The sequence below is a fragment of the Isosphaeraceae bacterium EP7 genome (assembly GCA_038400315.1).
Taxonomy (GTDB): Bacteria; Planctomycetota; Planctomycetia; order Isosphaerales; family Isosphaeraceae; genus EP7.
In genome coordinates this window covers 3,004,615-3,024,603 of the sequence record CP151667.1, presented here as the reverse complement: position 1 = coordinate 3,024,603, position 19,989 = coordinate 3,004,615, and the positions used below count along the sequence as shown (strand labels likewise).

18 protein-coding genes are annotated in these 19,989 nt (G+C 69.1%); 8 read left to right on the top strand and 10 right to left on the bottom strand.

Annotated elements, in window-relative coordinates; genetic code table 11:
• Positions 1–3 precede the first annotated feature (3 nt).
• The 9 genes from EP7_RS11650 to EP7_RS11610 all read right to left on the bottom strand — a co-directional run bounded on the left by EP7_RS11650 (position 4) and on the right by EP7_RS11610 (position 6,965).
• Entirely contained in the window at positions 4–936 is a 933-nt protein-coding gene (locus EP7_RS11650) for a type II secretion system F family protein (protein ID WP_463528020.1), read from the bottom strand.
• A 16-nt stretch (positions 937–952) separates the two neighbouring features.
• Positions 953–1,915, bottom strand: a complete 963-nt coding sequence (locus EP7_RS11645; RefSeq protein WP_463528019.1) for a type II secretion system F family protein — start codon at positions 1,913–1,915, stop codon at positions 953–955.
• Positions 1,912–3,258, bottom strand: a complete 1,347-nt coding sequence (locus EP7_RS11640; protein WP_463528409.1) for a CpaF family protein — start codon at positions 3,256–3,258, stop codon at positions 1,912–1,914. The genes EP7_RS11645 and EP7_RS11640 overlap by 4 nt, the downstream gene beginning before the upstream one ends.
• A gap of 60 nt (positions 3,259–3,318) precedes the next feature.
• Complete coding sequence (locus tag EP7_RS11635) at positions 3,319–4,434, bottom strand: AAA family ATPase (RefSeq protein ID WP_463528018.1); 1,116 nt, start codon at positions 4,432–4,434, stop codon at positions 3,319–3,321.
• A 64-nt stretch (positions 4,435–4,498) separates the two neighbouring features.
• A complete protein-coding gene (gene cpaB / locus EP7_RS11630; RefSeq protein ID WP_463528017.1) occupies positions 4,499–5,425 on the bottom strand; it encodes a Flp pilus assembly protein CpaB in 927 nt (308 codons plus the stop codon).
• A complete protein-coding gene (locus EP7_RS11625; RefSeq protein ID WP_463528016.1) occupies positions 5,422–6,039 on the bottom strand; it encodes an A24 family peptidase in 618 nt (205 codons plus the stop codon). Before EP7_RS11625 ends, cpaB begins: the two co-directional genes overlap by 4 nt.
• Positions 6,040–6,124: 85 nt before the next feature.
• A complete protein-coding gene (locus EP7_RS11620) occupies positions 6,125–6,316 on the bottom strand; it encodes a Flp family type IVb pilin (protein WP_463528015.1) in 192 nt (63 codons plus the stop codon).
• A 149-nt stretch (positions 6,317–6,465) separates the two neighbouring features.
• Positions 6,466–6,642 carry a Flp family type IVb pilin gene (locus EP7_RS11615; protein WP_463528014.1) on the bottom strand — a complete coding sequence of 59 codons (177 nt, stop codon included), beginning with the start codon at positions 6,640–6,642 and terminating at the stop codon, positions 6,466–6,468.
• A 146-nt stretch (positions 6,643–6,788) separates the two neighbouring features.
• Positions 6,789–6,965, bottom strand: a complete 177-nt coding sequence (locus EP7_RS11610; protein ID WP_463528013.1) for a Flp family type IVb pilin — start codon at positions 6,963–6,965, stop codon at positions 6,789–6,791.
• A 482-nt stretch (positions 6,966–7,447) separates the two neighbouring features.
• On the opposite strand from EP7_RS11610, the gene EP7_RS11605 reads away from it, so the two are divergent.
• Both EP7_RS11605 and EP7_RS11600 read left to right on the top strand, forming a co-directional pair.
• On the top strand, positions 7,448–8,869 hold the full coding sequence (locus tag EP7_RS11605) for a pyridoxal-phosphate dependent enzyme (protein ID WP_463528012.1): 1,422 nt from the start codon (positions 7,448–7,450) through the stop codon (positions 8,867–8,869).
• Between the two features lie 32 nt (positions 8,870–8,901).
• Complete coding sequence (locus tag EP7_RS11600) at positions 8,902–10,056, top strand: cystathionine gamma-synthase (RefSeq protein WP_463528011.1); 1,155 nt, start codon at positions 8,902–8,904, stop codon at positions 10,054–10,056.
• A gap of 24 nt (positions 10,057–10,080) precedes the next feature.
• Here EP7_RS11600 and EP7_RS11595 read toward each other — a convergent pair whose 3' ends face one another.
• Complete coding sequence (locus tag EP7_RS11595) at positions 10,081–10,830, bottom strand: SDR family NAD(P)-dependent oxidoreductase (RefSeq protein WP_463528010.1); 750 nt, start codon at positions 10,828–10,830, stop codon at positions 10,081–10,083.
• A 238-nt stretch (positions 10,831–11,068) separates the two neighbouring features.
• Between EP7_RS11595 and EP7_RS11590 the strand changes: the two genes are divergently transcribed.
• From EP7_RS11590 to EP7_RS11565, 6 genes are all read left to right on the top strand, one after another.
• A complete protein-coding gene (locus EP7_RS11590; protein ID WP_463528009.1) occupies positions 11,069–11,656 on the top strand; it encodes a D-sedoheptulose-7-phosphate isomerase in 588 nt (195 codons plus the stop codon).
• A complete protein-coding gene (locus tag EP7_RS11585; protein WP_463528008.1) occupies positions 11,653–12,489 on the top strand; it encodes an HAD family hydrolase in 837 nt (278 codons plus the stop codon). Before EP7_RS11590 ends, EP7_RS11585 begins: the two co-directional genes overlap by 4 nt.
• Before the next feature lie 310 nt (positions 12,490–12,799).
• On the top strand, positions 12,800–13,999 hold the full coding sequence (locus EP7_RS11580) for a GSU2086 family protein (protein WP_463528007.1): 1,200 nt from the start codon (positions 12,800–12,802) through the stop codon (positions 13,997–13,999).
• Between the two features lie 20 nt (positions 14,000–14,019).
• Complete coding sequence (locus EP7_RS11575; protein ID WP_463528006.1) at positions 14,020–15,015, top strand: bifunctional heptose 7-phosphate kinase/heptose 1-phosphate adenyltransferase; 996 nt, start codon at positions 14,020–14,022, stop codon at positions 15,013–15,015.
• A gap of 158 nt (positions 15,016–15,173) precedes the next feature.
• A complete protein-coding gene (locus EP7_RS11570; protein ID WP_463528005.1) occupies positions 15,174–15,668 on the top strand; it encodes a hypothetical protein in 495 nt (164 codons plus the stop codon).
• A gap of 151 nt (positions 15,669–15,819) precedes the next feature.
• A complete protein-coding gene (locus EP7_RS11565) occupies positions 15,820–19,986 on the top strand; it encodes a serine/threonine-protein kinase (RefSeq protein WP_463528004.1) in 4,167 nt (1,388 codons plus the stop codon).
• Positions 19,987–19,989: the final 3 nt, after the last annotated feature.

The following is a 19,989-nucleotide window of genomic DNA, read 5'->3' as shown; positions in this document are numbered from 1 at the left end:
GGGTCACTTCCCCCCGGGGGTGGACTCGAACATGGCCGAGACCTGGAAGGCGGCCGGGGCGAGCAGGATCACGAAGACGGCCGGGAAGATGAACAGCAGTGTGGGGATCATGATCAGGGTCGCCGCCTTCTGGGCCCTCTCCTCGGCCGCCTGCTTGCGCTTGTGCCTCAGGCTCTCCGAGTGGTTGCGCATGCTCTTGACCAGGCTGGCCCCGAACCGCTCCGACTGGCCGATGACCGACGCCAGGCTGAGGATCTCCTCCATGTCGCTGCGCCGGGCGAAGTTGGTCAGGGCCTCGCCGGGGCCGCGGCCGAGCTGGATCTCGCGGTCGACGATGCGCAACTCGCTGCCGAGCACCGGGTGCGCCGACCTCAGCTCGTCGGCGATCTTCTTGAGCGAGGCCTGGAAGCTCAGGCCCCCCTCCAGGCAGATGATCAGCACGTCGATCGCGTCGGGGAGGGCTCGCCTCAGCGCCTGCTGACGCTGGGCCTTGCGGCGGTTGAGCCAGGCGCCAGGCCCGAACATCCCCACCAGGAACAGCAGGATGGACAGCGGCAAGGCCCGGGTCGTGGGGATGACGTTGGCCAGCGTCAGGCCGCCGCCGACGACCGTCGCCAGGACGAGCAGGACGAGCTTCACGCCCAGGAACGCGTGCATCGCCTGCCGCTGGTAGAGCCCCGCGTGCACCATCCGGGCCCGCAGCCTGGTCCGCTCGGCCTCGTCGTCGGGCACGATCACCTTGCCCATCTTGGGCAACGCCGACCTCGCCATCGAGGCGACCGTCTCGGGCCTCGCCTCGGGCCGTTCCCGCCCCGACATCGCGTCGATCCGCCGGTCCAGCTTGCCCTTGCGGCCGGTGGCCAGCAGGCCGACGATGAGCGCCAGCATGGTGATCACGCCGCCGGCCATCATCATCAGCATCAGTTCTCGAGACATGACGGCGCGTGCCCCCTCAGAAGTCGAAGTTCACGATCTTGCGGATCCAGAGGACGCCCACCATCTCGAAGCCGAAGGTGCCCAGCAGGATGTTGGGGTGATCGAACATCACGCCCCCATATTTCGGGTTGACGGCCAGGATCAGGAGGAACATGCACGGGGGGAGCCCGGCCAGGATCCAGCCCTGCATCCGCCCCTCGGAGGTCAGCGTCTGGATGGTCCCGCGGATCATGTAGCGCTCGCGCACCACGCCGGCCAGCTTGATGAGGAGCTCGGCCAGGTTGCCGCCGGTCTGCTGCTGGACGAGCACGGCCATGACGAAGATCTTCAGCTCGATGATGCCGGTGCGGCGGTTGAGGTCGCGGAAGGTGGCCTCGGGGGAGAGCCCCATGTTCTGCTGCTCGTAGCAGAAGGAGAATTCGGTGGAGATCGGCTGGGGGAACTCCTCGGCCACGGCCAGCATCGCCTGCCCCAGGGTCTGCCCCGCGCGGACGACGCGCGCCATCAGGTCGAAGGCCTCGGGTAGCTGCGACCGGAGCTTCTCGATCCGCGCGTCTCGCTTCCCTTTGACGACCCGGATCGGCAGCCAGCCGCCGACGAAGGCGGCCACCGAGGCGTCGAACGGGTTGCCCCGCGCGACCAGGCCCAGCAGGCCCAGGCCCACCGCGACGGCGGCGGAAATGGCCAGCAGCCGGCCGGGGGTGACGTCCACCCCCGACTGATCGACCATCGAGGTGAACCGCTGGCGGGCCGTGGGTGCCTCCTCGTCGTGGCCCAGCCCGGCGGTCACCTGCTCCAGGTTCTTGAACAGGGGCGATCGCTTCGCCTGGTCTTTCCGCTTGCGGAGGAACTCCTCGTCGACGCGATCGTTGACGCGAGAGCGGTCGCGCAGGAAGAGGTCGGTGGCGACCTGATAGGCGGCCAGCACGCCCAGGATGGCCGTCGCCGCGGCCAAGCCCGTGACCATCCCCGGGTTCATCGCGGCATGTCTCCCTTGGCCTGGCCCGACAAGATGCGCCGCTCGAACATGTCGCCCGGGAGCTTCACGCCGCACGCCTCGAACATCTCCAGGCACTTCGGCCGGATGCCCGTGCAGTAGAAGTAGCCTTGCGCGACCCGGTCTTCGTCGACCCCCGTCTGCTTGAAGACGAACAGGTCCTGCATGCTGACGACGTCCTCCTCCATGCCGGTGATCTCCGAGATCTTGATGATCTTGCGCGCCCCGCCCGTGAGCCTGGCCGCCTGGACGATGATCTGCACGGCCGAGGCGATCTGCCGGCGGATGATCCAGATGGGCAGGTCGAATCCGGCCATGCCCACCATCATCTCAATGCGGCCGACGGCGTCGCGGGTGTCGTTGGCGTGGATCGTCGTCATGCTGCCGTCGTGGCCGGTGTTCATCGCCTGGAGCATGTCCAGCGTCTCGCCGCCGCGGCACTCGCCGACGATGATCCGGTCGGGCCGCATGCGTAGCGCGTTCTTGACCAGGTCGCGCGTGAGGATCGCGCCGTTGCCCTCGAGGTTGGCGGGCCTGGTCTCCATCCGGACGACGTGCGACTGCTGGAGCTTCAGCTCGGCGGCGTCCTCGATGGTCGCCACCCGCTCGTCGTCGGGGATGAACGACGAGAGCGCATTCATCAGGGTCGTCTTGCCCGATCCCGTCCCCCCCGAGACGATCATGTTGACGCGGGCCCGCGTGGCGGCCGACAGGAAGTCGACCATCTCGCTGGTGATCGCCTTCTTCTCCACCAGGTCCTTGAACTGGAGCGGCGTCTTGCTCGATCGGCGGATCGACAGCAGGGTGCCGTCCAGGGCCAGGGGTGGGATGACCGCGTTGACGCGCGAGCCGTCGGCCATGCGTGCGTCGCACAGGGGCGACGTCTCGTCGATGCGACGGCCGACCCGGCTGACGATGCGCCGGACGATCTCGATGAGGTGCTTCTCGTCGTTGAAGACGACGTCGGAGCGGGTGAGCCGCCCCCGGCGCTCGACGTAGACGCACTTCGGCCCGTTGACCAGGATGTCCGAGATGGTCGGGTCGCGCATCAAGGGCTCGAGCGGGCCGATGCCGAAGGTCTCGTCGAGCACCTCGCCGATGAGCCGCTCGCGCTCGGCGAAGCTCAGCAGGTCGTTGCTCTGGCGGCAGAGGTGCTCGGCCCCCCGCCGGACCTCCTCGCGCAGCTCTTCCTGGCTCATCGACGCGATCGCGGAGAGGTCAAGCTCCGAGATGAGCTTCTGGTGCAGGGTCTGCTTGATCCGCAGCATCCGGTCGTCGCCCGCCGCCATCGTGGTCGCGAGCGAGTCGGTGGCAATCTGGCTCATCATGGGTCGCGTCTCCGGGGCCGGGGGCTCTCGGGCGTGCGTCCCCCCGATGAGCCTAGGTCACGCTTTCCTGGCCGGCCCATCGACGTCCCGTGCGAGCTGGATGATTCCGCGGGAAACTTTGGCCGTGGGCGCCGAGATCACCACGGGCACCCCCTGGTTGTTCGCCCGGTTGACCGCCTTGGCGTCCTCAGGGATGTAGGAGCCGATCTTCATGCCGATCGCCTCCTCGGCCTTGGCGTAGGGCACCTCCTGAGGCTGGCCGTAGCGATTGACCACCAGCCGGACCTTCTCGCGGGTCAGGCCCAGCGCGTCCATATGCTCCAGCGTGCGGCGGACGTTGCGCAGCGAGGTGAAGTCGAGCCTCAGGACGATGAGGACCACGTCGGCCTGGCGCAGCAGCAGGAGCTGCTCCTCGCGGAACGAGTGGTCGAGGTCGGCGACGACGTAGGGGAAGCTCGCGCGGGCCAGCGCCACGGCCAGGCCCACGCCGTCGATCCGCACGCTCGCCACGTCGGCCAGCTTCTGCGGAGGGGCCAGCACATGCACGCCCGACTCGTGCTTGACGAGCGAGCGCTCGAACATCACCCTGTCCAGCCTCGACGCGTTCTGGCAGAGGTCGGCCAGGGTGAATGTCGGCCGGACGTCGAGCAGGGAGGCCAGGTCGCCGGTCTCCAGCTTGAGGTCCAGTAGCCCGACATGGCCGTGCGCCTTGGCCAGGACCACGGCGAGGCTCGCCGCCAGCGTGCTCGACCCGCTTCCGCCGTTGGGGGACAGAAATACGATCAGGCGGCCGGGTTCGGACGGGGCGGCGGCGTCGGCGGCCATTCGCTTGATGGCGGCCTCCAACTCCGTCTCCAGATCGCCCGCGTCCACGTAATCCGAGGCCCCCGCGCGCAGGGCGTGCAGCACCAGCTTCGCGTCAGTCGTCGGGCCGACGGCGAGCAGCCTGCCCGAGGCCGTGCGCGCCAGCCCGGGCAGCATGCCGATGGCCCGCTCGCGGTCGGCCGGCAGCGCCGCCACGATCAGGTCGACCTTCGTCTCGCGGCCCAGTCGCAGCGTCGCGTCGTCGATCGTGACGATGTGCGACGACGGGCACTCGACCCCGCCGAAGTTCAGCACGTCGCGGATGCGTGAGCCGGTCGGCTCGTGGTCGGTCACGATAAAGGCCGTCATCGTGCAGCCTGGTCCTTGGGGTCCGGCCTCGGGGCGGTTCGGTGAGGCGTCTCGCGGTCGAGAATCAGGGGGAATCCGAGGCGACCTGGGTGCGCGACCGCCGAGGCGTGAGGGGCGTCCGGACGGTGACCCGGTCCTGGCCGACACTCGTCCCGCGCAGCGTTCTCGTGGTCATCACCCAGTCTCTGTGGACCGGCTCGGGCGGCGGCGGTGGTGGCGGTGCCGGGATCGGCGCGGCGGCCACCTCCACGGGCGGAGGCGGGGCCGGCCTGTGCAGAGGCAGGTCGGTCGAGGTCGCCGGCGGCTCGTCGACCATCCCCTCGTCCAGCGGGTTCCGCATCGTCAGGTGCAGCGTCCCCTTGTTCTGCCCCAGGTCCAGGCGGGCGGCCTGCTTGGGCGTGACCAGCAGCGTGACCGACCGGGCCTGGTCGGGGTCCATCTTGTTGGCCGAGGGCGCATCCACGCTCGTGTGGACCGCGAGGATCTCGATATTCTGGAGGATCGTGGTCGCCGAACCGCCGCCCGACGGGTCGTCGGCGGCCCCCTGGCTGGCGACGGTCAGGAGCACGTCCACCTTGTTGCCGGGCAGCAAGAACCCGGCCATCGACGACGATAGGCTGGCCGTCTGGATCGTGAAGGCACGCATCCCCGGCCGGATCAGGGCGGCCATCCCCGAGCCCGAGCCCTTGGGGGCCAGCTTCAGGTCGCTCAGGACGTCCCCCTTGAGCATCGGGAAATGGGCCACGCGCTCGACGGCGTCGGCCTCCTTCGTCAGGCACCCCTCGGGGACTTGCTCCTTGGGGACCCTGCGGACGGACAGCGACGCCTTCTTGATCGTCTCGCCCCGCTGGATGTCCGCGGCGGCGTAAAGGACCGGGAACGTCTCGACCTTCCCGCCGGGCTCGCCCGACCTCATGAGCTGGATGCCCGCCGCGGCGCAGAGGCCGCAGGCCAGCGCCAGCACCACCACGAGGATTGTTCGCGGGCTCATCGCGGGCCTCCCGTCGAGGCGACCGAGGGGCCCTGCATCGCGGCGGTCGGCCGGACCCCGTCCAGCTCGGCCCGGTGCCAGGCCAGCGCGGCGAAGAAGCCGACGCAGGTCATGGCCGCGAACGGGACGAGCCTGTGCCGGCGATCATCGCGGCTGGTCTCGGCCTCGATCGAAGCCGCGGGCCGGGCCCACTCCCCGGGCCTGAGCATCCCGCGCCCCAGCTCGCAGATCTCGATGAAAGCCATCATGGTCCCCCCCCTTCGCACCACCAGGACGAGCGCGTAGAGCCCCGCGGCCAGCGCCGAGGCGAGGCAGACTTCGAGCGTGAGCCGGGGACCCAGCCAGGCGCCCAGGGCCGTCAGCAGCTTGACATCCCCCGCGCCGACGCCCCCCGCGGCGAAGAACACGACGAGCGCGCAGAATCCGACCGTCGCGCCCGCCATGCTCTGGCCCAGCCCGGCCAGCCCGCCGAACCAGGTCGAGGCGAGCAGGCCGCCCAGCAAGGCCGGGAAGGTGAGCCAGTTGTAGACCTTGAATTGGCGCAAGTCGGTCGCCGCGGCCACCAGGGTGATGGCTGCGGCGACGACGAGCGGGAGTTGTTCCGGTCCGGGCATTGCTCCGGTCCCTCATGAAAAAAGGCCGCAAGGCCGATGCCTCGCGGCGCAGGCCCGGCGTGCGGGCCTGTCCTGGCCGGGTCGATCAGTCGATGACGGAGGCCGACCCGGCGAAATTCACGGACGAGCCCACATCGGTGTACTGGCCGCTGATGGACGTGGAGAGAATCCTGATGGCCGCGACGGCCGCGGCGCCGATGAGTGCGATCATCAGGGCGTACTCGACCATGGTGGCGCCGTCTTGTTCGGTCATCAGTCGCCTGAAAAACATGCTCATCGTTGTCGGTCCTGGTTGCGGGCGGATTTCGGCCACGGGGAGCTTCACGGGGGTTGATCGACGCACACATCGATCCAGAGTTCGAGTTGCGTCATCCGTCTCGCTCGGCGGAACAGGCCCGACAACCGGGATTGCCGGCTCCGCGAGCCTCAGCTGCCGGCGGAGGTGACCGCGGTGCCCACGTCGGTGAACTTGCCGCTGATGGCGGTGGAGAGCGTGGTGATGGCCGCGACGGCCGCGGCGCCGATGAGTGCGATCATCAGGGCGTACTCGACCATGGTGGCGCCGTCTTGTTCGGTCATCAGTCGCTTGAAGAACTTGCTCATCGCGGTCGCTCCTGGATCCTGGCGGAAATGGTCGCAACGGGCGCTAATTGAGATACGCGTTGATCATTGGGTTTTTATGGCGAGGTGTCATCCGCCGAAGCCCGGCGGATCAGGCCCGTCGATCGGGCCTTCCGCCGACGCGAGGCTCAGCTGCCGGCGGAGGTGACCGCGGTGCCGACCGAGGTGAACTTGCCGCTGATGGCGGTGGAGAGCGTGGTGATGGCCGCGACGGCCGCGGCGCCGATGAGTGCGATCATCAGGGCGTACTCGACCATGGTGGCGCCGTCTTGTTCGGTCATCAGTCGCTTGAAGAACTTGCTCATCGCGGTCGCTCCTGGTTGTGGGCGGATTTCGGCCGCCGGGTTCAAGCCCGTCAGTCCCATTTCCGTATCCGTCTGAACGTGGATTTGCCGGGTTGAATGATCCGCGACCCGACTCGCGGAGCGGGCACACGGGCTGCATCGCCCGCCGCCGGCCATCGTCGCGTCCCAGCCCGTCTCGGCCCTTCGCCTCGGCGGTTGGTTGCGACGAGAGAAGCTTGGGTCATGTTTGGGGTGCTGTCAATTCGGCGGGAAAAGAGGCCGATTTCTTCGCCCAACGAGAGGCGGCCGTGCCCGAGAAGTCGGGAGATGAGCCGGCTGGGATCCCTGGGCGAGTTGCAGGGCCCAATTTCAGGGCGGCGGGCGTGACGCCTTGACCGCGGCGGGGAAAGCCGATAGTTCTCGGGGATGAAGGATGTTTCCATCGAGTCAATCTCGGTGCGGGTCTCCAGGCCGGTCGCCGGGAGGCACGCGAGGAGGCAGGGATGGAAAGCAGCACTGCGAATCGACCGGGCCAGGCTCACGTGCCCGAGCCCCTCCGCAGGACGCTCCCGGGCGTCACCCCGACCATCCTGGAGGCCATCGGCCGCACGCCGCTCATCCCGCTCAGGTGCCTGGCCGAGGGGGTGCCCGCCCGCGTGCTGGTCAAGCTTGAGAGCGTCAACCCCGGCGGCAGCATCAAGGACCGCGTGGGCGTGGCCATGGTCGACGAGGCCGAGCGCCACGGCTGGCTGAAGCCCGGCGGCACGATCATCGAGGCCACCGCGGGCAACACCGGCGTGGGCCTGGCCCTGGCCGCCGCCGTCCGCGGCTACCGCTGCATCTTCGTCCTGCCCGACAAGATGAGCGGCGAGAAGGTACGCCTGCTGAAGGCCTATGGCGCCGAGATCGTCATCACCCCCACGTCGGTCCCGCCGGACGCCCCCGAGAGCTACAACGGCGTGGCCGACCGCCTCGCCCGCGAGATCCCGGGCGCCTGGCGGCCCAACCAGTTCACCAACCTGGCCAACCCCGAGGTCCATTACCGGACCACCGGCCCTGAGATCTGGGAGCAGACCGGCGGCGCCGTCACCGTCTTCGTCTCGGGGGCCGGCACAGGGGGGACGATCTCGGGAGTCGGCCGCTACCTCAAGGAACGCAACCCCGACGTCAAGGTCATCGGCGCCGACCCCGAAGGGTCGATCCTCTCGGGCGACGTCCCCAAGCCCTGGAAGGTCGAGGGGATCGGCGAAGACTTCGTCCCCAAGACCCTCAACGGCCAGGTCGTCGACGAGTGGGTCCGCGTCGGCGACGCCGAGAGCTTCCGCACCGCCCGGGCGATGGCCCGCCAGGAGGGCCTGCTCGTCGGCGGATCATCCGGCACCGCTGTCGGCGCCGCCCTAAGGTACGCCAGGCGGCTGACGGCCGACGACGTGGTGGTGGTGCTCTGCCCGGACACCGGGCGCAATTACCTGAGCAAGTTCTTCGACGACGCCTGGCTCGCCGAGAACAAGCTCGACGAGGCCGGCCCGGTCGCCGAGACCGTCGGCGACCTGCTGCGTTCCAGGGGCCCCAGGGATCTCGTCATCGTGGCCGACGACGCGACCGCCGGGCGCGCCGCCGAGCTGATGCAGGAGCGCGGGATCTCGCAGCTTCCCGTCATGCGAGACGGCAAGTCGGTGGGCAGCATCCAGGAAGTGACCCTGGCCCGACTGCTGCACGACCATTCCGACCTCCCGAGCGTGCGGGTGGGCGACGTGATGGCCAGGCCCCTGCCCATGGTCGACGTCAACGTCCAGCTCGACGAGGCCTACCGCCTGCTGCTCGCGGGCAACTCGGGCGTCCTGGCCATCGCCGGCGAGTCGGTCGTCGACATCGTCACCCGGATCGACCTGATCCAGTACTGGAACCGACGTCGCGAGGCCTGACGCCGCGCGACGCCCCTGGAGTTGATTCAGTCATGGGCGATGATCTCAGCGAGGCCGGCTTCTCGACGCGCGCCATCCACGCCGGCCAGGGGCCCGACCCCACCACCGGCGCGACGATCGTGCCCATCTACGCGACGTCCACCTATACCCAGGACGCCCCTGGGCAGCACAAGGGTTACGACTACTCGCGCAGCGGCAACCCGACCCGCACCGCCCTGGAAACCTGCCTGGCCTCCCTGGAAGGGGGCGCGCGGGGGCTCACCTTCGCCTCGGGGCTGGCCGCGACCACGGCCGTCCTCTCGACCTTGAGGCCCGGCGACGAGATCGCCGCCGCCGCCGACCTGTACGGCGGCACCTTTCGCCTGCTGGAGCGAGTCTTCCGCCCCTGGGGGCTCATCCCTCGCTACACCGAGGATGCCAGCCCGGAAGGCTTCGGCCAGATCATCGGCCCGAAGACGAAGCTCGTCTGGATCGAGACGCCCACCAACCCCCTGCTCCAGGTCCTTGACATCGCCGCGCTCGCCGAGCTTGCCCACGGCCGGGGCGCCCTCCTGGCGGTCGACAATACGTTCGCGTCGCCCTACCTCCAGCGTCCCCTGGAGCACGGCGCCGACCTCGTCGTCCACAGCACGACGAAGTATCTGGGCGGCCACTCCGACGTCATCGGCGGCGCGGTCATCGGCCCGATTGACCTGCTCGAGCCGATCGCCTTCTATCAGAACGCCGCAGGCGCGGTCCCCGGCCCCTTCGACGCCTGGCTGACCCTGCGCGGGATCAAGACCCTGGCCCTCCGCATGGAGAGGCACTGCGCCAACGCCCGGTCGCTGGCGGACTGGCTCTCGAAGCACCCCAAGGTCGCCCGCGTCTATTATCCAGGCCTTCCCGACCACCCCAACCACGCCGTCGCGCGCCGCCAGATGAGCGACTTCGGTGGCATGATCAGCCTCCGCCTCCACGGCGGCGCCGAGGCCGCGAAGCATCTGCTCGCTTCGACCAAGCTCTTCAGCCTGGCCGAGAGCCTCGGCGGCGTCGAATCCCTCATCGGCCACCCGGCGACGATGACCCATGCCAGCATCCCGGCCGAGATCCGCGCCGCCAGGGGCGTCGACGACGGCCTGGTCCGCCTCAGCGTCGGCGTCGAGGACGTCAACGACCTTCGCGCCGACCTGGAACGGGGCCTGTCCTGAAGCCCCCGAGGGACGTCGGAATGCTCAGTCCGACCCGCCGCTGGCCGTCAGAGTCACGCCCGTGACCCAGCCCGAGTCGTCGGAGGCCAGGAACACGGCGACCTTGCCGATATCCTCCGGCTGGCCGATCCGGCCGAGCGGGGTCTGCTCGATCGCCTGCGTGTGGAAGTCCGTCCCCAGGAAGCCGGCCGCGTGGACCCCTTCCGTCTCGACCATCCCCGGGCTGAGCGAGTTCACGCGGATCTTCTTCGCGCCAAGCTCCTTCGAGAGCGACTTGGTAATCGCGTCGACCGCGCCCTTCGTCGCGCTGTAGATCGACACGCCCGGCCTCGGCGACGTCCCGACGACCGAGCTGATGTTGATGACGCTCCCCCCCTCGGGGCCGAATAGTTCGGCGGCCTTCTGCGTGACCAGGACCAGCCCCAGCACGTTCAGGTTGAACTGCTTGTGGAAGTGCTCCTCGGTGATCGTCTCCAGCGGCGAGAACTCGAAGATGCCGGCATTGTTCACCAGCACGTCAAGCCGCCCATAGGCCTTGGTCGTCGCCGCGAAGAGCGCGTCGATCTCCGCCTTCTTGGAGACGTTGGCCCCCACGGCGATCGCCTTCCCGCCGGCCTTCTCGATCACGGCGACGACCCGGTCCGCCCCCTCCTTGCTGGAGGAGTAGTTCACAACCACCGAGGCACCTTCTGCGGCCAGATGCTTGGCGATCGAGGCGCCGATCCCCTTGGATGCGCCCGTGACAACCGCGACTTTCCCGGCAAGCTTCGGCATCGGAGCGGCTCCCATTCGGTGAACTTGGCTTGACGGGGCTATCATAGGGCGGGCTTTCGGCGGGGGAAGTACGCACCTTCCGGTAAGTATCGGCCCGACTTGTCGCCCCACGCGTCCGCGACTCGTTTCGGGTAAACTCTAGGCCGATCGCCGCGGCGCGGGACCCCCCGAGCGTCGATCGGCGTCCCCCTGGCCGACGTCGGCCAGGTCTTCGTCTCTCCCGGATCGGAATCGACCCATGTCGAACCTCGGTGGCTGGCTGACGGCGTACCGCGACCGCCAGCAGGAATTGCTCTCCGCCCTGCCCCTCTCCCAGGTCGAGGACATCGTCGGCCTGCTCAAGGCGGCCCTCGACGCCGACACGCAGGTCTTCGTCTTCGGCAACGGCGGCAGCGCGGCCAACGCGTCGCACTTCGTCACCGACGTGGGCAAGGGGGCGTCAGACGTCACCCACCGGCGGTTCCGCATCCTCTCGCTGAACGACAACACCGCCTGGATGACCGCCCTGGGCAATGATTATGCCTATGAAGACGTCTTCCTCCGCCAGCTCCAGAATTACGGCAACAAGGGCGACCTGGCCCTCTGCATGAGCGTCAGCGGAAACTCGCCCAACCTGGTCAAAGCGATGCGCTGGGCCCGCGACAACGGCCTGGCCACCGTCGCCCTGGTGGGCGAGAAGCGCGGGGCCCTGGCGGAAGTCGCCGAGCACGTCCTGGTGATCCCCGACGGCCATTATGGCCGCGTCGAGGACGCCCAGATGACCGTCTGCCACATGCTCGCCTACGCCTTCATGGAAGCGGCGCACGCCGAAGGGGCCCGTTCATGAGCGCCAACTCACCCCGCTGGGCCAGCGTCGAGCTGCCCGCCCCGGCCGAGCCCCGCCCCGAGATCAGCCACGTCCTGTTCGACTTCGACGGCACCCTCTCTCTGATCCGTCAGGGGTGGCCCGAGGTCATGGTCCCCATGTTCGTCGAGGCCCTCCCCCGCATCGACGGCGAGAGCATCGAGCAGGCCCGCGCCCTCGTCCTCGACGACATCATGCGGCTCAACGGCAAGCAGACCATCTATCAGATGATGCAGCTGGCCGACCGCATCAAGGAACGCGGGGGGAGCCCGCAAGAGCCCCTCTGGTACAAGCATGATTACCTGAGGCGTCTGGGCGACCACATCGGCGCCCGCACCTCCGGCATGGCCGCCGGGTCCGTGGACCCCGAGACCTACCTCGTCCACGGAGCCCGACCGCTGCTCGAACACCTCCGCAGCCTGGGCCTGACCCTCTACCTTGCCAGCGGCACCGACGAGCAGGCCGTCAAGGACGAGGCCAAGCTCCTGGGCATCACCGAGTTCTTCGGCCCCCATATTTACGGGGCCCAGGACGACTTCAAGACCTTCTCCAAGAAGATCATCATCGACCGGATCCTCGCCGAGCATGGCATCCCCGGCCGTCAGCTCCTCGCCTTCGGCGACGGCTACGTCGAGATCGAGAACACCAAGCAGGTCGGCGGATTCGCCGTCGCCGTCGCCAGCGACGAGGCCAACAACGGGTCGGGAAACGTCGACCCCTGGAAGCGAGAACGCCTCCTCGGCGTGGGAGCAGACGCCGTCATCCCAGACTTCCGCGATGCCATCCCGCTCGTCGACCATCTCATGGGTCGCTGACGGGTGAGTGATTGTCTCACGGAGCGAAGCCGTTGTGTCGCATGAGATCGACGGGTTCGCCAGTGACCCGGATCGCCCGGACTCGCCCTTGCTCCTGGCCACTCTCGGGGTTTTTAGAGCGGTTCCGGCTAGCTCGGTGCGGTTGAGGAAAAGGGGACTGGCTCCGCAGCGAAGCGCCGGGGCCTGTCCCCCTTTTCCGGCATGCCGGCGATCGCCGCCGTGTTTCATTGATGGGATTGCACCTCGAGCAGGGCGGGATGAGGCGAGAACGTGATTTCTGTCGGGTGCCATGCGTCCGAGCCGCACAAGCATGAAGAGGGCCGACCTCGCCCGTGACTCTCCCCGCAAGCTCAAGCCACGCGGGAAGAGGATCCGAGCCAAGTACGAACCTGGAGCCCCGCCCTTGTCCGTCACCCCGTTCGATCTCACCAGGCTGAAGACTTACCCACTCGCCGAGCGCCGGAGTCTGACCCGCGTCGACGCCATCCTCGTCGATCCCGACTCGACCCCCGCCCCCTGCACCGCCGCGGTCGAGGCCCAGGTCGACGCTTGCGCCGCCGCGATCAAGGCCGCGAAGCAACGGGGCGCGACGGTCTCTCTCATCTATGGCGCCCATCTTCTGCGCAACGGCGCGGCCCCCATCCTGGAACGGCTGATGGCCGGCGGCTGGCTGACGCACCTGGCCACGAATGGCGCCGGGACCATCCACGACTGGGAATATGCCTGGCTGGGCGCCTCCACCGAGAGCGTCGAGCATGGCGTGGCCAACGGCCTCTTCGGCACCTGGCAAGAAACCTCCAACGCCATCCACCTGGCCCTCATGGCGGGCGCCCTCGAAAACTTCGGATATGGCCAGTCCCTCGGCCGCCTGATCCACGAAGACGGCGTGAACTTGCCCTCCGCAACCGACCTGTCCGACCTCATCGCCGACCAGCCGTCGCACCCCCTCACCGCGGCCCGCGCCGATCTCCTGACCAGCATGACCGCGCAGGGCTGGCCCTCGGGCCGCAACGCGATCGAGCATCGCTGGAAGCATGCCTCGATCCTTGCGCAAGCGTATCGTCACGGCATCGCGATGACCGTGCACCCGGGCATCGGCTACGACATCATCGCCAACCACCCCGTCTTCAGCGGCTCGGCCATCGGCCGCGCCGGCGGGCTCGATTTCCGACTCTTCACCGGCGCGATGCAAGCCCTCGACGGTGGCGTGGTCCTCTCCGTCGGCTCGGCCATCATGGGCCCTCAGGTCTTCGAGAAGGCCCTTAGCTGCGTCAATAACCTCCGCCTCCAGGAGGAGAAGCCGGTCGTCCGCGACCACTCCTTCTACGTGGTCGACCTCCAGGACGGAGGCGGCTGGGACTGGACCCAGGGCGAGCCCCCCAAGACCAATCCCGCGTATTATCTCCGCTTCTGCAAGAGCTATTCGCGCATGGGCGGTGCGCTCAACTACGTCCAGTCCGACAACCTGGCCTTCATCCACCACCTCTATCGCCGGCTGGCCGACCAATGAACGCGCAACGATTCGCTGACTTGACCGGCCGCTACCCGGCCCTGCGGGTCGCCGTGGTGGGCGACTTCTTCCTCGATCGCTACCTCCACATCGACCCCGCCAGGGCCGAGACCTCGATCGAGACCGGCCTGCCGGTGCACAACGTCGTCGAGGTCCGCAGCCAGCCGGGCGCCGCAGGCACCATCCTCAACAATCTCGTCGCCCTCGGCATCGGCCAGATCCACGCCGTCGGCTACTGCGGGGACGACGGCGAGGGCTACGAGCTGCGCCGGGCCCTGGAACAACAGCCCGGGGTCCGCCTCGACCACTTCATCACCACCACCGCGCGCCGGACCCCCGTCTACTGCAAGCCGCTCATCATCGAGCCCGGCAAGCCCCCCGTCGAGCTGAGCCGCCTCGACTCCAAGAACTGGACGCCCACGCCTCCCGACCTCCAGGCCGACCTCGCCCGCCGGGTTGCGATCCTCGCCCGCCAGGTCGACGTCATCCTCCTCCTCGAACAGGTCGACCTGCCCGCCACCGGAGTCGTCACCCCCCCCGTGGCCGCCGCCGCGCACGCCGCCCAGCTCGAGCGTCCCGGCCTGGTCGTCCTGGCCGACAGCCGCCAGGGCCTGGGCCACTTCCCCCCCGTCACCTTCAAGATGAACGCCGCCGAGCTGGCCCACATGACCGGAGGGGTCGCCACCGACGTCGAGGCCGCTCGAGACCAGGCCGCCACCCTCGCCGCCCGCAACAACCGCCCCGTCTTCGTGACCCTCGCCGATCAGGGGATGGTCGGGGCCCAGCCCGACCGCCCCGCCGAGGCCGTCCCCTCCCACCCCGTCCGGGGCGAGATCGACATCGTCGGAGCCGGGGATTCCGTCACGGCCAACCTCGCCGCCGCCCTCGCCGCGGGGGCCACCCCCCGAGAAGCCATGCAGCTCGCCATGGCCGCCGCTTCGCTGGTCATCCACCAGCTAGGGACCACCGGAACCGCCTCGGTGGCACAGATCGCCGGCCTGTTGAGATTCGCGTGATCCGGGATGCGGCCGGAGAACGTCCTTGAGAAGAGCCCCTCACATCCTGATGATTTGTCTCTTAGGCCTGCATCTCACCGGTTGCCGATGTCAGATCTCCCTGACGATCCGCATGTTGCGAGCATGGGATGTTTCGAGGCCGTGGAGGAACTGAGCCGATGCTGCCCGACTACTCGGCCCTCTTTCACCGCGAGAAAGTCCGCCCGCTGCATTTCCGAGTGCGTGGAGGATCGAATTTCGTCCACGACATTCAGTTCTTATCGAGTTACTTGCACGATGGACGCTTCTCGGTGGAATCGGCGATCATTCGCGGGAAAACGATGCGAATTACCATCGAGCGTGACTGCTGGGAGCTAGGCAAGGTCGAGCGGCCAGAAGCATCCGAGCTTTACGTCGCGAAGGCACGCCTTACCATCGGGCCGATCTCAACAGTGCATTGGGAAACCAATGACCCTGCGTGCCTCGGACGCAAATTATGGATCGAGAGCATCTACGCAGGCGCTGCTCATTGGGAAACTCCTGGAATCACTGAGCTTGTGATTTCCGCACCTCGTGGCGGCTGGAAAATCCGCGTTTCGATCGCCGATGACCTCGGGGAGATTCGCCTCGACGACTTGGAAACCCCGCACCTGTACTCTCAGGCGGAGACGTGATCGGATGCAGGTGTCAGCACTCGCCTTGGTCCAGCATCGTCCTCGGTTGGCCTCCAATTGCCCGCGCTAAGCTTGCGGAGGACTTGCCCCCACGCGCGTTCCAGGCCATCATCAGCATGTGCGGGCTCCGCAACGCAGTCGAGTTCGCTCGGTGAGCACGTCGACAATGACCGAGCCCCCCGCCCTTCCGGGCCAGCAAGACGACGAGACGTCGCTCATCGAAACCCTGCTGGCCGATCAGCGACTTCGGTCCCATTCCGGCATTCCCCTGCCCGTCGAAGACTACCTCGACCGACACCCGATCCTCGTGAACAACCCCGCCTGGGTCGTCGATCTCATCGACAACGAGAGGACTCTCCGCAAGGCGCGAGGCGACACGCCCAGCCCCGACGAATACCTCGCCCGCTTCCCCGACCTGGCCGATCAACTCGGCGGCCTCCTCGACGAGCAGGCTGAAACCGACCCGGACCTCGACGATTCGAGGACGAACGTCTCGCCCCCCTCGATGGACGCCGATCTCAAGACCAACGTCGCCCCGCCGTCGATGGATGCGAATGATCCCGCGACCAACGTGGCGCCGCCGTCGGTCGCGCCCTCCTCGCCAGCTCCCCGAATCGCACCATCCTCGATCTATCCGGCCCTCGAAGGTTACGAGATCCTCGGCGTGCTGGGCCGTGGGGGGATGGGCGTCGTCTATCGGGCCCGCGACCATCGCCGGGGGGTGCTCGTCGCCATCAAGACGATGCGCGAGACGGACCCGCATGCGATCGCCCGCTTCAAGCAGGAATTCCGCGCCCTGCTCGACGTCTCGCACACCAATCTCGTCACGCTCCACGAGCTGATCTCCGACGGCCAGGCCTGGTTCATCGTCATGGAGCTGGTCGACGGGATCAATTTCCTGGACTATGTGCGCGACGGGCCGAACCCGCAGTCCGCCGACCCAGCGACCATCGATGACGCGCTCAGCCCGGCCGGCCAGGCTCGGCTGCGGGGCGTGCTGCGGCAACTGGCCGAGGGGCTCGTCGCGCTCCATGGCGTGGGCAAGCTGCATCGCGATATCAAGCCGTCCAACGTGCTGGTCACGCGCCAGGGGCGCCTGGTGCTGATGGACTTCGGCCTGGTGACGTCCTCCGACGAAGTCCGCGACGCGAGCTCGGCCGCCGAGGTCGTGGGCACCGCGGCTTACATGGCCCCCGAGCAGGCCGCCAACGGGCGCGTTGCCCCGCCCTGCGACTGGTACAGTGTCGGCGTCATGCTCTACGAGGCTCTCACCGGCATGCGGCCATTTTCCGGCCATCCGCTCAAGATCCTGATGGACAAGCAGACCGACGAGCCCCCGCCACCGGGCGTGCTCTCGCCGGGCCTGCCGGACGACCTGGAGACCCTCTGCGTCGACCTGCTGCGGCGGGACCCCGCCGATCGGCCGACCGGCCCCGACGTGCTCGCCCGCCTCGGCGTGCCCGAGGCCGTCATCCGCGCCGACTTCACCCCGAGCCCGGGCCAGCCCGGCGAGAATCCGTTCGTCGGCCGGGAATCGTACCTGGCCGAGCTGGCCGAGGCCCTCGCCCGCGTGGCCGCCGGCCGCACCGAGGTCGTCTTCATCCAGGGCCGCTCGGGCCTGGGCAAGAGCGCGCTCGTACGCCGGTTCGTCGATGGGTTGGAGGTTCGGGGCCACGATGGCGCGGTCGTCCTGACCGGCCGATGCTATGAGCGCGAGGCAGTCCCCTACAAGGCGCTCGACGGCCTGATCGACTCGCTCGCCCGCCACCTGCGTCGCCTGCCCGCGCATGAGGTGGCGGCGCTGCTGCCCCGCGACGTCGGCCCCCTGGCCCAGGTCTTCCCGGTCCTGCGCCGGGTGGACGCCGTGGCGACCAGCCCACGCCGGACGGCCGAGGTGCCCGACCCCCAGGAACTCCGCCGTCGGGCTTATTCAGCCTTGCGCGAGCTGCTCGCGCGGTTGGGCGATCGCACCACCCTGGTCCTGTCCATCGACGATCTCCAGTGGGGCGACCCCGACAGCCTGAACGTCCTGGCCGAGATCTTCCGGCCCCCCGACCCCCCCGTCCTGCTGCTCATCGCCTGCTACCGCAACGAAGAGGTGGGCGAGAATTCGTTCCTGCGTTCAGCCCTGGAAATCCCCGCCGCTTCCGGCCTCGCGGCCCGGACACTCGCCCTGGGGCCTCTCTCCGCCGACGAGGCGCAATCCCTCGCCCGCCAGCTTCTCGCCGCGGGCGGCACGCACCTGGACGAACGCGCCGGGGCGGTCGCCATGGAGTCGGGCGGCAGCCCCCTGTTCGTCGCCGAGCTGGCCCGCTCCGCCGCGGCCGGCGAGTCCGCCCCGGCCGACGGACCAATTACGCTCGACGAGGTGCTCTGGACGCGCATCGCGCGGCTCCCCGCCGAGGCAAAGAGCCTACTGGAAGTCATCGCCGTCGCCGGCGGCCCCATGCGCCCCGCGCTCGCCTGGGAGTGCCTTGGGGGCGAGGGCGACGAGCGTGCCACGCTCACCTCCCTGCGCGTGGGCCGCCTGGTTCGCGGGGCTCGCGGCCAGTCCGACGGCGAGTGGGTCGAGACCTATCACGATCGCGTCCGCGAAACCGTCGTGGCCCACCTGGACCCGGCCACCTTGAAGGGGCAGCATCGCCGCCTGGCCCTCACGCTGGAGGCCGCGCAGGCCGCCGACCACGAGACCCTGGGCATCCACTTCCGGGGCGCCGACGAGCCCCGCAGGGCCGGCGAGCACTTCGCCAGGGCCGCCGCCCAGGCCGCCCAGGCGCTCGCCTTCGGTCGCGCGTCGTCCCTCTACCGCCTCGCCCTCGACCTGAACCCGCCACCGGTCGGCCAGCCCTCGCCGCTGAGGGCCGCCCTCGCCGACGCCCTCGCCAACGACGGCCGGGGCGCCGACGCGGCACGCGGCTACCTGGCCGCATGCGACGGCCTCACCGTCGCGCAATCGCTCGAATTCCGCCGCAAGGCCGCGATGCAATTCCTCATCAGCGGCCACATCGAGCAGGGCCTGAAGGAACTCCGCGACGTCCTGGCCGACATCGGCATGGCCCTGCCCCGTACCCCGCGCCGGGCCCTCGCGTCGCTGCTGCTCCGCCGCGCGATGCTCCGAATCCGCGGGCTCAACTTCCGGCCTCGCGACGCCAATCAGATCGCCCCGGGCCAGCTCACACGCATCGACGTCTGCTGGTCGGCGGGGATCGGGCTCAGCAATGTGGACTGGATCCGAGGGGCCGACTTCCAGGCCAGGGGCCTGCTGCTGGCCCTCCGCGCCGGCGAGCCCGACCGGATCGCCCGGGCGCTCGCCGTCGAGGCCGCCCAGACCGCCACCGCCGGACTCCCCGCACGCAAGCGAACGGCCCAGATCCTGTCGCGGGCCGAGTCCCTGGCCGCCGAGTCGGGCCAGCCTTATGCCAATGGCATGGTGGCGCTGGCGCACGGCGTCTCCGGCTACCTGGAAGGACGCTGGCGCGACGGCCTCGACGGCTGCGACCGCGCCGAGGGGCTCTTCCGCGACCATTGCACGGGCGTCACCTGGGAGCTTGACACGGCGCACGCCTATGCGATGTGGGCCCTCTCGCACCTCGGGGAATGGGCCGAGCTGAACCGCCGCTTCCCCGTGCTCATCGCCGAGGCTCGCGACCGGGGCGACCTCTACGCCGCGATGAACCTGAGCACCTACACCCTCTCGATCGTGCGGCTCGCCGCCGACGAGCCCGAGCTTGCGCGCGGCGAACTCGAACGTGTCATGTCGCTCTGGACCGGCGAGGGCTACCACGTCCAGCACAATGATCAGGTCTGGGCGCTCACCCAGGTCGACCTCTACCTGGGCAACGGGCCCGCCGCCTGGGCCCGCCTGCAAACCCACTGGCCCACCCTGTCCGGCTCGCTCCTGATGCGTGTCCAGTTCATCCGCATCGCCATGCTCGGGCTGCGTGCGCGCTGCGCCCTGGCCGCATCCCGATCGGACGCCTCGCTGCGGAAATCCGCCGATCGGGGCGCCCGCCGCCTGGCGCGCGAGCGCCACCCCTGGGCCGACGCCCAGTCCCGGATGATCCTGGCCGGCCTGGCCGCCTCGGGGGGCGATCCGGCCGGCGCCCTCCGCGACCTCGGGCTGGCCGCCGACTCCTTCCGGGCCTGCGGCATGTCCCTGCACGCCGAGGCCGTCGCGGTCCGCCGCACCGGCGAGCTCCTGGGCGGCTCGCAGGGCCAGGCTCGCCTGAACGCCGCCGACGCCCTGATGGCCGCCGAATCCATCCGCCGGCCCGACCGCATCGCCGACCTCTTTGCCCCCGGATTCCCCGCCGGGTAACGG